Origin of the sequence: Alteromonas gracilis (assembly GCF_036870955.2) — a bacterium.
GTDB lineage: Bacteria > Pseudomonadota > Gammaproteobacteria > Enterobacterales > Alteromonadaceae > Alteromonas > Alteromonas gracilis_A.
This window is the reverse complement of the sequence record NZ_CP145482.2, coordinates 1,425,710-1,440,924: the sequence shown is the minus strand read 5'-3', so window position 1 is coordinate 1,440,924 and position 15,215 is coordinate 1,425,710. Positions and strand designations below refer to the sequence as shown.

At 44.6% G+C, this 15,215-nt stretch carries 9 protein-coding genes and 2 pseudogenes; 8 read left to right on the top strand and 3 right to left on the bottom strand.

Annotated elements, in window-relative coordinates:
* Nucleotides 1-71: 71 nt before the first annotated feature.
* The 5 genes and pseudogenes from V6N89_RS06905 (at nucleotide 72) to V6N89_RS06885 (ending at nucleotide 6,823) form a co-directional block, all read left to right on the top strand.
* Nucleotides 72-635 (top strand): PqiC family protein, encoded by a 564-nt coding sequence (locus tag V6N89_RS06905; protein ID WP_338516935.1) that lies wholly within the window; start codon nucleotides 72-74, stop codon nucleotides 633-635.
* Between the two features lie 9 nt (nucleotides 636-644).
* Nucleotides 645-1,745, top strand: a complete 1,101-nt coding sequence (locus V6N89_RS06900; RefSeq protein WP_338516934.1) for a GGDEF domain-containing protein — start codon at nucleotides 645-647, stop codon at nucleotides 1,743-1,745.
* A gap of 127 nt (nucleotides 1,746-1,872) precedes the next feature.
* The gene (locus tag V6N89_RS06895) at nucleotides 1,873-3,021 is read left to right on the top strand and encodes an efflux RND transporter periplasmic adaptor subunit (protein WP_338516933.1); all 1,149 of its coding nucleotides are present in this window, start codon (nucleotides 1,873-1,875) and stop codon (nucleotides 3,019-3,021) included.
* A 10-nt stretch (nucleotides 3,022-3,031) separates the two neighbouring features.
* Nucleotides 3,032-6,210, top strand: a pseudogene (locus V6N89_RS06890) (efflux RND transporter permease subunit).
* 127 nt (nucleotides 6,211-6,337) lie between these two features.
* On the top strand, nucleotides 6,338-6,823 hold the full coding sequence (locus V6N89_RS06885; protein WP_338516932.1) for a GNAT family N-acetyltransferase: 486 nt from the start codon (nucleotides 6,338-6,340) through the stop codon (nucleotides 6,821-6,823).
* A 103-nt stretch (nucleotides 6,824-6,926) separates the two neighbouring features.
* On the opposite strand, the gene V6N89_RS06880 is transcribed toward V6N89_RS06885, so the two are convergent.
* Complete coding sequence (locus tag V6N89_RS06880; protein ID WP_338516931.1) at nucleotides 6,927-9,011, bottom strand: TonB-dependent receptor; 2,085 nt, start codon at nucleotides 9,009-9,011, stop codon at nucleotides 6,927-6,929.
* Between the two features lie 514 nt (nucleotides 9,012-9,525).
* Nucleotides 9,526-10,140, bottom strand: coding sequence for a TetR/AcrR family transcriptional regulator (locus V6N89_RS06875; RefSeq protein WP_338516930.1), 615 nt, complete (start codon nucleotides 10,138-10,140; stop codon nucleotides 9,526-9,528).
* Between the two features lie 323 nt (nucleotides 10,141-10,463).
* Between V6N89_RS06875 and V6N89_RS06870 the strand changes: the two genes are divergently transcribed.
* From V6N89_RS06870 to V6N89_RS06860, 3 genes and pseudogenes are all read left to right on the top strand, one after another.
* Nucleotides 10,464-10,709: a hypothetical protein gene (locus V6N89_RS06870; protein ID WP_346993578.1), complete on the top strand. Its 246-nt coding sequence runs from the start codon at nucleotides 10,464-10,466 to the stop codon at nucleotides 10,707-10,709.
* A gap of 4 nt (nucleotides 10,710-10,713) precedes the next feature.
* Nucleotides 10,714-11,532, top strand: a complete 819-nt coding sequence (locus V6N89_RS06865) for an efflux RND transporter periplasmic adaptor subunit (protein ID WP_338520236.1) — start codon at nucleotides 10,714-10,716, stop codon at nucleotides 11,530-11,532.
* Nucleotides 11,533-11,535: 3 nt separating this feature from the next.
* Nucleotides 11,536-14,578, top strand: a pseudogene (locus V6N89_RS06860) (efflux RND transporter permease subunit).
* A 53-nt stretch (nucleotides 14,579-14,631) separates the two neighbouring features.
* Here V6N89_RS06860 and V6N89_RS06850 read toward each other — a convergent pair.
* Nucleotides 14,632-15,054 carry a CBS domain-containing protein gene (locus tag V6N89_RS06850; protein ID WP_346993576.1) on the bottom strand — a complete coding sequence of 141 codons (423 nt, stop codon included), beginning with the start codon at nucleotides 15,052-15,054 and terminating at the stop codon, nucleotides 14,632-14,634.
* Between the last annotated feature and the right edge of the window lie 161 nt (nucleotides 15,055-15,215).

Below are 15,215 nucleotides of genomic sequence, written 5' to 3'. Positions count from 1 at the left end.
ACTTTTGTACAGTTTGCAAAAAAGGAAACAAGAGGATGAGACGCCTGGGACACATTCGTAAGAATTTCGTCATGAGGACGTTGAAGGTTGCCACATTTTGGCTTAGCGCAGCGTTTTTGTTGACAGCGTGTAGCGGTACGCCCAGTTCGCTCACTTATTATTTATTGCATTCGCCTGCCAAGTCAGCATCAAGTGAGGTTACGTCGACACTGGTGCTTAACGGCATAAGCTTACCGGAGTATTTAAAACAACGCGGATTGGTCTATCAAATAAGCGATACCAACCTACACATATCAACAAAACACCTTTGGGCTGAGCCTGTTGAAGCCGGTTTAAGTAAAGCACTGAGTCACTCACTGGCCAGTCACAATGTAAGACTGGTCCGAAAAGACCATTACAATGCGGCAACGTCTGCAAATATTTCACTGTATATCAATGACCTTGTAAGTAGTCATACGGGAGAAGTCATCTTTAGTGGTGAGTATGTGATAACATCTATAGCCGATAAAAGCACAATTACGCCTTTTCATTTGCGAACTAATCTATCAAACGATGGCTTTTCAGCGAGTATCAATGCGATGCGAGAAGCCGTTGATACACTGTCAGCAATGATTGCGAAAGATATGAACCAATAAAAAGAATAAATGATAAGTCGCATTAAGCTCTATGTTTACAGTGGTGTAAGTCACCACTACAGAGATGAAACCAATCGCAGAATAGTGGTGGTTAACCTATTCGCTGCGGTAGGTATGTCGATTACCTTTTTACTGGGTATGCGAGCCTTATTTGCCCAAGAATTACCGCTGGCAATCATCCTTCTTATTGCCAGCACGGTGTTTGCAGTTTCCCAACAGCTTCAAATTCGGTTTAGGTCGCCAGCGGCGCGAACAGCGTCGATTAGCCTTTTAATATCATGTCTGATGGTGTTAACTCTTTTGCTATTAGTTACAGGTGGAAAAGACAACACTGGGCCGCTCTGGATCTATTTAGTGCCCCCTGTCACTATGTTTTTCGCGGGTTTCGTTATGGGCATGCTCGCCCTACTCGCCTATACCATAGTAAGCGCTGTTTTGTTGTTTGCACTGGACGACATACTGTTACTTACCAGCTATACATATGCGTTTAAATCTCGGCTACTCTATTCCTTTTTAACGGTGTCCTTCCTTTCAGCATTTTACGAATACAGTCGCCAAAAGAGTTACGAAACCGCTTTGTATTTAAGCGATCAATTTGAGCGTCAAGCCAAACATGACCATCTAACACAGCTGCTCAATCGTCGCGGAGCACAGCAGTGCCTTGAAAGAGAATACGCACGCTTGCAGCGCAGTGAACGTCCCTTCTCTGTCGCCATTGCAGACATTGACCGCTTCAAAACCATCAACGACACGCTGGGTCACGAAAAAGGCGATGAAGTGCTGAAACAAATCTCGAAAATTTTTACATCTCGACTAAGAGGCCAAGACATTCTGGCCCGTTGGGGTGGCGAAGAGTTTATGTTCATTTTCCCTGAAACCGATGAAGCCAGTGCCGTTAAGGCACTTGAACAAATTAGACAAAACTTGAGTGACTCTCCGTTAAATATCAACAACCTCAAACTGCCCGTCAGCAGTAGCTTTGGTGTATGCGAAGTAAACACAAACAACACGGTTTCATTTGCAATCAAGCAAGCTGACAAAGCCCTTTATCACGCCAAGGATACAGGTAGAAACAATGTAGTTGCTGCGTCATCACTTGACCAACTGTAAACACATCGTGTCCTCGATATCACTCTTTACACAAAATTGACTCATGTTTCGTTACATTTGGACTATATAACTGAAACACTTTAGCGCTACACTATAGGCTGTGTTTGATACTAAAGTAGAATTGGTTATGAAATGGATGAGACTTGCGTTACCCGTTGGAGTTTTAGTTGCTGGTTATATGGGAATGAAAGGTATAGAAGCCTCAGCCTCTGACTCAGCAATACAAGAAGAAGTAGACACACGTCCTACGGTAACCATTGAATCAATATCGCCTGAAGACGTTCGCGTTCAACTGACGTCCTATGGTGAAATTACTCCCCTTGAAACGACCAATTTGGCAGCACAAGTATCTGGTGAAGTTCAAAGCTGGAATCCGAAGTTTGTTTCTGGCGGTCTTGTTAGACGCGGTGAGACCCTGTTCACCATTGAGCCAGACGCGTATGAGGCAGCGCTTTTACTTGCTGAAGCTAATCTAGCTAGCGCCAGAGCCACCCTTATTCAAGAAGAAGCGCAAGCGGACGTGGCGGCCAAAGAAGCCAAAACAATGCCAGACGCACGGGTTACCGACCTTTACCTGCGCAAACCACAGGTGATGAGTGCGAAAGCAGGTGTTAAGTCTGCAGAAGCACAGCTTAAGATAGCCAAGCGCGACCTCGACAACTGTCACGTGAAGTCTCCCTATGATGCGCTGGTAGTATCTCGTAGTATTAGCACAGGTGACTACGTAACCCAAGGCAGTCCTGTTGCCGTCATTAACAATATCGAGTATGGCGAAATTACGTTTCCCGTAGCAGGGTTCGACAGACAGTTTCTGGCAGATAATACCGTGGGCAGCGAAATAGCTATTGATATTGCCGATGTACAGGGCGCTACTGTAAAAGGCACTATTCATCGCGATACTGGTGTCATCGATAACAATACTCGCATGAGCTATTTTGTTGCGCGTATCGAAGACCCCTATGCCATCAACTCAAACAAGCCCATTGTAAAGTTTGGTTCGTACAGCACGATTGCATTTGAAGGAAAAACGCTGAGCGAAGTTTACCGTGTGCCACAGGAACTGGTTACAAACCGCTTATTGTGGACTCTGGATGAAGACAATAAATTGACCTCACACAAGGTTAGGGTTTTGCGTGAAGAAAACGGCGACTTTTTAATTCAGGGTACGTTCAATGCAAACAAAGTAGTTATGACATTGCCCGAATACCCTCAAAACGGGATGGCAGTTAAAGTCATAGAGAATTCGTCTGATCTTGTGACTGCGCAGACAAACTAAGGAAGCTGCCATGGAAAATCACAACGACACCCAACACGGCATTATCGCCTGGTTTGCTCGCAACTCTGTCGCCGCCAACCTGTTAATGATTTTTATCATTATTATGGGTATTGCCAGCTTTTTCACCATTCAGCGCCAGATGTTTCCAAACATTGAAATTAACTATATTAACGTTGAAGCGAATTACCCTGGTGCATCACCTCAAGAAGTTGAAGAAAGCATATTTGTAAAAGTTGAAGAAGCGCTTAAAGACGTCACTGAGATTAAGCGTACCGTGTCGCGTGCTAGACGAGGAGGCGGCGCTGTAACGCTTGAGATTGATACGAAAGCGGAGCTGACTGACGTATTAGACAAGGTAAAGTTGCGCGTAGATAGTATTGCAACCTTCCCTGCAGGCATGGAGCCTGTGAATGTCTCTCAAGTTGAGTTTCAGCAACAGGTTATAGAAATGCCTTTAGTTGGCGATTTGCCGCTGTCTGAGCTGAAAATTCTTGCTAAAGAAGTTGAAGATGAGCTACTTCAATTAGGCTCGATTTCACTGGTTCAAGTGAATGCGCCAAATGACGAAATTGCCATAGAAGTAAAGCCTGACACGCTACGCATGTACGGGGTTAACATTTCTGATATCACTCAGGCAATAAATAGCTACTCTGCAAATATGTCTGCTGGACAACTTCGTACTAACTCGGGAATTATCTCAGTACGCGTTGAAAACCAGTACTACAGCGGTGAAGAGTTTAGGCAAATACCGATTAAAATTGGCAATGCGGGCGCTAAAGTAACCCTAGGTGATGTAGCTTACATTAACGATGGCTTCGAACAAGGCGAGCGTTATTTCAAATACAACGGCATGAACGCCATTTACATTGCAGTTAAAGCCACCAAAACGCAAAACACCATTCCTGTTGCAGAGACAGTAAAAGCTTACATTGAGAAAAAGAACGAGACGCTTCCTCAAGGTATCAGCCTAGAAGTGCTTGTAGATATGACCTACTACCTAAATGCGCGTCTCGATATGATGCTGTCTAATCTAGTGCAAGGTTCTGTGCTTGTAGCGTTCATGCTCACGCTGTTTTTGCGCTTTAGGTTGGCCATGTGGGTAATGATTGGTCTACCTGTCTGCTTCTTGGGAGCAATGATGATGATGCCGTTATTTGGTGTCAGCATTAACATATTGTCGTTATTCGCCTTTATCATGGTACTGGGGATTGTCGTTGATGACGCCATTGTCATAGGGGAAAGTGCCTATACCGAAATTGAAAGTAAGGGCGGCGGCATCGATAACGTTATCCGCGGTGCTAAGCGTGTAGCAACCCCCGCAACCTTTGGTGTACTTACCACTATTGCTGTATTTGCGCCCTTCACGCTAAGTAGTGGCCCAGAAGGAGCGTTCTTCTATAACATTGCCGTGGTCGTTATTCTTTGCTTGGCATTTAGCCTCGTTGAATCAAAGCTTATTCTGCCTGCTCACTTGGCGCACACAAAGTTTTCGCCAGTAAAATCGACCAGCTGGCGCTCACGTTTTAACAAGAACTTCTTCAAGTTTGTTAACGGTCCATACAAACGCACCGTAGAGCGAGCTATTGAATGGCGCTGGGCAGTGTTAATGATGTTTGTCGCTATGCTGATGCTAAGCTTCGGTCTTATCAACGCTAATTATGTGCGCATGGTACCAAACCCAAAAGTGCCGCATGATTTCCCAAGCGTACGCATTGAAATGAACGAAAACGTGTCAGACCTAGCCACCATTGATGCACTAAAAGTGGTTGAACAAACCATTCTACGTGTTGAAGACGAGATTGTTGAGGAATTTGGCACGGGTATGATCCGCGACCGATTAGCGTTTAACGATGGCCGCACTGAGGGTCGAATACTTGCGCCTCTCGTAAATGAAGAAGAAAGACCTATTGATACCTTTGAGCTAGCCAGACGCTGGCGAGAGGCTATTCCTGAAATTTCAGGCATGAAGTCGTTCACTGTTATCGATGATGTAAACGGCGACGGTGATGATGGTGAGTTTGGATATTTATTGTTCGGGCCAGATATAGACACGCTCAATGCTGCGGGTCTTAAATTTATCGAAATGCTTCAACAACAAGACGGTTTGTTTGACGTAAGTTCAACGATAGATCCGCCCAGCAAAGAAGTTCAAATGACACTGCTGCTTAGGTTGCTTACGATTTGGGGCTTACATTGTCGAGTATTGCGTCTCAAGTAGGTGCCGGATTCTATGGTGGTGAAGCACAGCGCGTTATCCGCAATGGTGAAGAGGTGCGTGTTATGGTGCGCTATCCTGAGCTAACCCGTGAGCGCTTTGCAGACCTTAAATATACGTTGATCAAAACACCACAAGGTGAAGAGGTCATGTTGGGTGATGTTGTTGCCCTTGAAGAGAAACCAGGTATTAGTTATATCCGTCGCGAAGGCGGCTATCGCAGCGTTTATGTTTGGGGCAATATCGATGAAGAAAAAGTAGAGCCTAACGAAGTTGTAGAGGAAATAAGAGAAAAACTCTTGCCTCAACTGAAGACCTCATTCCCATCGGTAATGACAGAGCTTGGTGGTGATATTGAAGAGCAGCAGGCACAGCAAAACGAGCAAATCTTGTTTTTCCTTGCCGCTATGATAATGGTTTACATTCTGCTTGCTGTACCACTTAAAAGTTACGGCCAGCCGCTTATCATTATGTCAGTCATACCGTTTAGCCTTACTGGTGCTATTTGGGGGCATTACCTCTTAGGTCTTGACCTTTCAATGATGTCTACATTTGGTCTTATCGCTGCTGTCGATGTTGTTATTAACGACTCGTTGGTTATGACAGATTTTGTCAACCAACGTCGTGCACAAGGCTACAGCGTTAAAGATGCAGTCGTCGAGGTAGGTACGGCTCGCTTTAGAGCGATTACTCTGACATCTATCACAACATTTGTTGGCGTACTGCCAATTATGTTTGAAACAAGTCTACAGGCGGCGTTCGTTATCCCTATGGCGGCAGCGCTTGGGTTTGCAGTACTGTATGCCACGCTCGTAACGCTTATACTAGTGCCTTGCTTATACCTTATATTGCTAGACTTACGCGGTCCATTCTCGTTTATTAAACGAAAAGTCTTCATGCGTAAAAGGGCATCTAAAGGCGGTAACAACGGCGATGTATTAGGTCAACCTCAGACCAATAACGCTGTAGATTAACGCGCCATATTTTAAAAGTGACTTAACGGCCTCTAATGAGGCCGTTTTTTTTGGTGTTTCTTCAGTTTATTAGACTTCGTTAGTAAAAAGCCCTACCCTTTTGTGAAAAATCAACTGTGGAACTTTTATGACTGACAGCATAACGATAAGAAACGCGACGCCTAACGATGTAACGCAGATACGCCAGTTTATTCTAGAGCTAGCGATTTACGAAAAAGCAGAGCACGAAGTAGAGGCTACCGAAGAGGATTTGCATCGTACTTTATTTGCTGAGGGCTCAACGGCCCATTGTATTATGTGCGAAAACAGCGGTGCAGCGATAGGTTTCGCAGTTTACTTCTTTAACTACTCAACGTGGCAAGGAAAGAACGGTCTATACCTTGAAGACTTGTATGTTTCGCCAGCTTCAAGAGGATTAGGCGCAGGTAAGGCATTGCTACAGCACTTGGCCAACATTGCTGTCAATAACCAATGCGGGCGCTTCGAATGGAGCGTATTAGATTGGAATACACCTGCTATCGATTTTTACGAGTCGCTAGGAGCAAAACCTAAAAGTGAATGGTTAGGCTATAGAATGGATGGACAGACACTTATCGACTTTGCAAAATCATAATAAAGCCATTTAAAACCAGCGGCCTATTGAACACGACTCAAACAAAAAAGCCATTCGCGTTAACGAATGGCTTTTCTATTATTGTCTAAAACGAATTGAGGTTTTAGAAAGAACCAATTAATGACAATCTTGCGTTAATTGGCGCACCTACTGTTGCCTGATGCGTTGAGTGCGCATTCGGGAAGTATAATTCATCAGTTAGGTTTTCAACGTTAAGCTGAAGACGCATTTTGTCGTTAACATCGTAATAGGCTGATGCATCAACACGTGTGTAGCTTGGCAGAACTGGAGAGTTAGCTGCAGTCAGAATATTACTCTCATCCTGGTATGTTGCACCTACACCGAAACCAAATACATCGTTTACTTGATACGTTGTCCACACAGATAGGGTATTTTCAGGTAGTTCACGCAATTCAACACCGTCAGCATTTTCACCATCTAAGTTGCTGTAGTTTGCAGTAATCTGCCATTGGTCTGTGATGTAGCCTTGTAGCTGAAGCTCAAAACCAGACACGTCAGAATCAACTTCTACGAAGCCTTCTGGGTCATTAGGATCATTATCAAGAGACACTTGCTCATTTTCAAAAATGGCTGCAGTGAAGCTCATGCTGTCAGCGAAATCCCATTTAATACCAATTTCTTGGTTTGTAAACGTATCTGGGTCTAGGCGATCTGCGTCACCATTGATATTAGCGTATTGCTCGCCACTACGCGGTAGGAATGATTCGCTATAGCTTGCGTAGATAGAGATGTTCTCTTGTGGCTTATAGACTAGACCTGCACGTGGAGATACTTCTTCATCTTTGCGGTTACGTGTTTCAAGTACGGTTGGACGTGCATCAAACACTTCAATATCAAAGCTATCGAAGCGCGCACCGATAACTAAGTCGAAGTTTTCTGTCAACGCAATTTCGTCTTGTACGTAGAATGAGTATACGTCAAGGTCAACGTGCGTATCGTCATTCAGTGCAGAAAATGCCGTTGTAACTGCAACGCCTTCTGCATTTGTGCCGCTAAGGCCTCTAAAGCTAAGTGGACGAGACACTAAGAAACTTTCTTTGTCGTTTCCTGTAGAGTCAAAAACAGGGTTAAAGCGGTCTTGGTTAGACTTGGTATTGATAACCTCACCACCGAAAATAACGGTGTGATCGATGCTACCCGTTGTAAACTCGCCAACTAAGTTTGCAGAAAGAATAAGATTTTCACGCTGCGTATTATCAACGTAGCCATCTAGCGTAACGATGTTAGTTTCAGGATCGAAACCAGAAGCATAAAAGTTGGCGTACACTTTGTCATAGTCACCGTAGAAGGCATTAAAATTACCTTTTAGGTTATCTGAAAATGTGTGCTGAAGATTTGCGCGGAATACGTCCGCATCTAGTGTTTGATAGTTATTTTCTGGGTCGCCAAATACAATATCTTCAAACGCTTCTACTGGCTCTCCGTTGGCACCTGTTGGTACACCACGGTCAATAAAGCGCTCGTGATCGATATATTCGTATGATAAATCAACAATGGTGTCTTCGCTTAATACGATGCGAGCCGTTGGGTTAAAACCGTAACGGTCACCGTAGAAGAAATCACGGTGATTATCTAAGCTCTCGTACATCGCGTTAATGCGCACGGCTGAATCTTCAGTTGTTTCAATGTTTGTATCTAACTGCAGGTTGTACGCACCAAATGTGTTGGCAGATACATTGTAGTTTACAAACTGCTCGCCAGTTTTCGCTTTCTTAGACACACGATTTAGGATACCGCCTGTACCACCGCGACCAAACAATAGCGCGTTTGGTCCACGAAGAATTTCAACTTGTTCTACATTATATAGTGCACGGTAGTATTGAACGTCATCACGATTACCGTCTAAATAGAAGTCTGCCGTAGAACGTACGCCGCGAAATACCACTGCATCACGGTGGCCTTCCCCCTGAGAAGTGTTAACACCCGGCGTGTAGTCGATAATTTGACCAATACTGGTAATGCCACGTGCAGTGATATCTTCTGCTGTCATAATAGACAAGCTTTGAGGAACATCGATAATTGGCGTTGGGCTTTTGATAGAGTTTGCTTGGTTTACAGAAAGATACTTGCCTTCAACAGTAAGTCGCTCGATATCTTCCATCGCATCAGCAGCCACAGCTGGACTAAGTAACATTGCAGTAGCAATGCTCGTCAGTTTAAATTTCAATGTAATTCTCCAAGTTTTCTTATGTGTATTCGTGTGTATTTTTTATGTTGTGCTCTTCGGCTAAGCCTGTTTACCACGCTTTTTTTATGCTTACTTACAATTAGAAATAAGAATGATTGTCATTATTGGGCGTATTCTATAGAAATAATTTAAAAATGACGAGTACGAACACAACAAAATTTGAAAACTCTTTATAAATTGATTTAATTGTTATCGAGAGCTGTGTGGATTAATTGCAGCAGTAAGCATTGCAACGCTTTATGCGCTGAGGACGGGTTTGGTTTACATAAATAAACAGGACAAGGGCTCTGCACACTTTGCCACGCGCTAATAACCCTAATGGTAACGCAGAATCAGACGATGTTATTTAAAAGAGGAGGCTATTGAAGCTGGTACGCTTTGCGAGAGATGCACGAGAAGCCGTTTCTATTTCTGGCCAAACCTTTTTGCAATCTAACCTTCAATACAGCAAGACGGCTTCTTATAATATAGGCCTCTAGCAACACACAGTGCTTTACGAAATTTGGTAACGGCTTAGTATGAGTGCAACTGTGTTTTGCGCCACGTTTAGCTTATCTTGGTCACTCAATGCATCTTCAATCTTAAATAGCTGCGGCCAGAAGCACTTCCCTTTTACCAGACTGTCTATTTCTTCCACGACGCGGTCAAGATCGTCAAATTGCAATTTACCATCTGCTTGTGCGTCTTTGAGCCACCTGTGCATTGCTGTTTCTTGGGCCTTTAACTGAGCAACTTCGTCTTTAAGCTTTTCAGGTTCGTAAAAAAAATGCCCTATGGCAACACGCGCCAGGTCGAGATGTGATTCACTGACCATAAACTCGATGTCGTGCATTATCAGCTCACATAGCTGTGTATCGAGCGCTTTGCCGCTGTCGTAGGTCGCCGTCACGTTGAGAATTGCGCTTTGCCACTGTTGCGTAACTAAATACATGACCAGTTCGTCTTTTGTCGCAAAGTGGTTATAAACCGTACGCTTTGACACATTCGCAAGCTCAGCCAGTTTATCCATACTGGTGCCATTTACGCCAAACTCTTGAAAAGCTTGCGTAGCGGCTTGAATAATCGCTTCTCGCTTTAGGTCACTGCGCGTGCGCGTATTGTTTGTCATAAATTTTACTCGTGTTGCTCTCAATCGCCATTCTAACGGCTTTATACACTTTGTGAATGGGTGCCTTACTTTATTGTTACCTATCGCGCCATTGGCATCATGCTAAACCGCACTTTTTAGGCTTTAAACAAATGTTTATCTCATGCTTTACCATCATTTTACACTGAATAGTTTACTTTTCAATGTGCGGGCATTAAAATGCACTCACCAGTTTACTTTGAATCGTTGACGCTGCTGTTTTTACACTCGCGAATCAAGTAAACAAAAGCATTTAGCTTCAACCTTATTTTCACACTACCAATGGATTACCTATAGCCATGTCCATGAAACCATTTTCTTACGCGCTCTTAATGAGCTTTTTCTCCGTCTTAACATTAGGTGCTTGTACGTCAGAAGATGTGCAAGAGCAAACGACTGAAGCACCTCGCTATGTGAAGTTAGCCTCTGTAAGCCCTATTCCTAACTTTGATGAATTCACGTTTCCCGCGGTGGTATCTGCGGTTAAAACCGTTGATGTCAGCTTTGAGGTTTCAGGTCGCCTTACACAAACAGATTTGATAACCGAGTAGCGACATAGCGAAGGGAACACTGCTTGCGACCATCGATAGAAAGCCTTTTGAGCGTCGACTAGAACAGTCTAAAACGCGATTAGAGCAGGCTAAACGAGAACTCGATCGCATTGAAAAAATGTTTTCTCAAAAACTTGTCGCACAAAGCTCACTCGACTCGGCCATGACCTCTTATGAGCTTGCAGTGCTTGATTTAAAAAACGCTGAACAAGACTTAAGTTACACTCAACTGTATGCCCCTTTCGATGCGAAAGTGTCAGAACGCCTTGTGGAAAATAATAGCTTTGTAAAGTCAGGGACATCTATTGCGAGGCTGCAAGATGTATCAAAAATATATTTCAATATTAATGTGCCGGAACGTCTACTAACTGCCAACCTTGGCCGCGGAATTAAAGAAGCGAGTGCAACTCTGGCTACAAACAGCACTCAGTGGTACCCCGTCGAATATGTCGAACACTCTACTCAACCAGATCCTGTTTCACAGACTTATGAAGTTGTCTTTGCTATGGCGCCACGAGACGAGCTACCGCTTACACCAGGAGCACGCGCTGTGGTTAAAGTAAGCCTTCAAGGTACCTTGTACCCTGACGGTTTTGTCGTACCTGTTAAAGCCCTTGTGGGTGACGAAGAAAATGGTTTTGCCGTTTGGCTATACAATAAGGAAACACAAATGGTGGCTAAACAAGCTATTGATGTGCGCCATATTGAGAACGACCTTGCGGTTATTGAAGGCGATGTGACGCTAGGGCAACTTGTTGTAGCCGCAGGCGCAGCACAAATGCGAGATGGTCTTAAGGTACTTCCGTACAAGGGAGAAAAGTAGCTTATGGACATTGCACGCTACTCCATAGATAAACCCGTAAATGTATGGCTTATGGTTGTGATACTGCTTATCGGCGGTGTACTTGCCATGTCGAAAATAGGGCGACTTGAAGACCCTGCGTTTACCATCAAACAAGTAAAAGTGTACACCTCCTACCCAGGTGCTAGCGCCGAAAAAGTAGAGCGAGAGGTCACAGAGCGCCTTGAAATTGCTATTCAGCAAATGCCTCAGCTTAAAGAGGTAACGTCAGTTTCATCACCAGGGCGCTCAGAGATTACTGTTGAGGTGAAAAGCACTTACGACAGTCACCTACTCCCACAAATTTGGGACGAATTAAGAAAGCGGCTTCGTGACACCGCCTCATCGCTCCCAGCAGGTGCGCAAGATCCAGTGGTATTCGACGATTTTGGTGACGTATACGGCTTGTATTACGCATTAAGTGCCCCAGACTTTGATACTCGAGAGCTTCGCGAATTTGCACGTATTATTCGTCGCGACCTGCTAACGACAGAGGGCGTAGCAAAAGTTAACGTAACCGGCGTTCAAAAAGAACAGATTGTTGCTTACATAAACCCCTACCAGTTAGCAGGCTTAGGTATATCGTTTCCCGATTTAGCATCACTGTTTCAAGACAACCTTCGCCCTTTCAATGGAGGACGCGTAAAGGTAGACGCAAAAAACGTCCGCATTGTAGTCGAGCGAGCACCGGATAGATTAGAAGAGATATCAAATTTGTCACTTGTTGTGCCTGGAACCAACCGTTCATTGCGCGTTGCAGACGTTGCTACATTAAAACTAGAGCCAGCAGATATCCAGCCCGTACTTGTTCGCTACAACGGTGAAGCTGCATTGACCTTAAGTGTGTCTGCGCTAAGTGATGTAAATATTGTTGATGTAGGTGAGCGCGTTAACGCCAAAGTGAATACCCTGTTACAGCAGCTGCCAGTCGGCATTACACTAACACCAATATATGACCAAGCTTCAGTGGTTGACGAGTCAGTTGATGGCTTTATTAGCAACTTGGTCATGTCGGTGACTGTGGTTACCCTTACCTTGTGTTTATTTATGGGCTGGCGCTCGGGGATAGTAGTAGGTAGTGTGCTCCTTGTTACCGTGCTCGGCACAATCCTTATTATGTGGCTGATGGACATTCAGCTTCAGCGTATATCTCTAGGCGCCATGGTCATTGCCATGGGCATGCTTGTCGATAATGCTATTGTTGTTGCCGAAGGTATGATGCTGCGCATGGCAACAGGCGCATCGGCGAAAGAAGCAGCAAGCTTTATTGTTAAACGCACGCAGTGGCCGCTTTTAGGTGCGACCGTTATTGGTATTGCCGCATTTTCAGGCATTGGTTTATCGAATGACGCTACAGGTGAGTTTTTGTACTCGCTGTTTGCCGTAGTTTTAGTCTCGTTAATGATTAGCTGGGTATTAGCAGTAACACTGGTTCCCGTGCTAGGCGCCCACTTTTATAAAAAAGGGATGTCTATTGAAAATGAAGAGAAACCATCGACCATGCAGCTGTGGTTTAAGAAGATGCTTATTGGTGCCCTTAAGCTTCGTTGGGTAACTATTGGTGCGCTCTTACTTATTACCGTGGTTGCATACGGTAGTTTTGGTATGGTCAAGCAAGGGTTCTTCCCGCCGTCCAATGCCCCGCTTTTCTTTGTGCACTACTGGGGACCTCAGGACCGTGATATACGCGCTACCGAATCTATAGCCAAAGAAGCCGAGCAACGCATATTGGCGCTCGACAACGTGACGGCTGTCACCACTTTTATTGGTCAAGGCGCAGACCGCTTTACACTGACCTACGCGCCTAAAAGTGCCAATGAAAACTATGCTTTCTTTATGGTGCGTGCCAACGCGCTTAACAATATCCCGGCCATTCAAGATGCGCTAAGCGGTCAGTTGAACGACATTGACTTGGACGCAAACTTTTACATGGAACGCATGCAGTTTGGCCCAGGCTCGGGCGCCAAGCTTGAAGCACGTTTTTCAGGCCCCGATACAGAGGTGCTTCGCAGGCTTGCAGAGCAAGCTAAGGCGCGACTCTTTGAAGATGGCGATATCATTGATATACGGCATAATTGGCGTGAAAAAGGTTTTGCCGTAAATACTCAATACGATGACTACAATGCAGGCATTGCTGGTGTGTCACACTCTGACTTTAGCCAAACAGTGCAATACGCCAGCAGCGGCGTTAATTTAGGTACCGTACAAGACGGTGACTATGCATACGGAATCATCGCTAAGATGGGCAACAGTGACGATACAGACCTACAGTCTATCCGCGAGTCACAAGTGTGGTCTACTCAACAGCGCCAATACATCCCGTTTACGCAAGTCTCGCATGGGTTAGAGTTGATGACCGAAGAAATGCGCATCCATCGAAAAGATAGGATCCGCACCATCACAGTTGAAGCCGAGCCTGGTGTTAATGAAACGGCAGCCAAAGCGTTGGCGCGTATTCGCACTATTATTGAATCCATAGATTTGCCGCCTGGCTATAACCTTGAGTGGGGTGGTGAATATGAGAGTTCCAGCGAGGCCCAACAAGCACTGGGAGCTAAACTTACCCGCAGGATTCTTAGTTATGTTTATTATCTCGGTATTGCTGTTTGGCCATGCTCGTCAGCCTCTTATTATTTGGTTAGTGGTCCCCATGGCTGTAGTGGGTGTTGTGACAGGGCTTTTGGCAACCGATATGCCGTTTGGATTTATGTCACTGTTAGGCTTTTTAAGTCTTTTCGGTATGCTTATTAAAAATGCCATTGTGCTTATTGAAGAGATTGACCTTCAGATAGAGGAAGGCCTTGTTATTCACAAAGCCATTGTAGAGGCAACGCTAAGTCGTGTTCGCCCCGTTTCGCTTGCGGCAGTAACGACCATTTTGGGCATGGCCCCCCTGTTGTTCGACGCTTTTTTTGCCGACATGGCAGTAACCATAATGGGCGGTTTGGCGTTTGCTACGGTACTTACGCTTATCGCAGTGCCAGTGTTATATAGCTTGATGTTTAAAGCGAGTTATCGCAACAACTAACATTAGGTAACTTTGAACAGATGATGCTTTGCTGTGATCTGCCACGGCAAAGCTCATTTCAAACGAGACTCAACGCGTTCCTGCATAAACTTCATGATGTCTCGCCAAGATACTATCCCCATAAGCCGATTAGCATCATCAACAATGGGAATACAGGATATTTTGTGATTGTTAAAGAGCTCTATCGCGGTAAATATCGAGTCATGGGGATACAGCGTGATCACTTTTCGTGTCATTATTTGATGTGCTTTTTTCTCCAGTGTCCCCCTATCTAGTGAACGTTCGCTGATTGTATCAACAAAAGGGCTCACTGCTTTCATAAGGTCTCGGTCTGAAATTATTCCTTTTAATTCGTTGTCGTGAACAACAACTAAATGATGGAAACCTGTGGCAGCAAACAATTCCCTTAGCGACTGTAAGCTGTCGTCTAAGTGAACGCTAACCACACGTTTTGACATGATATTTTTTACGGCCATCGACTCACTAACTATTCTTGCGGTTTATAGATCAGAGTAGAAACAGTAGCGGCAAATTGCAAGCGCCCTCAAAACAGCACTCTCGTTGTTGGTAAGACGCAACGCACAATCTTACTTTTGAATGATTTAATACTGGAATCTATTATGATAGTTGAGTTATA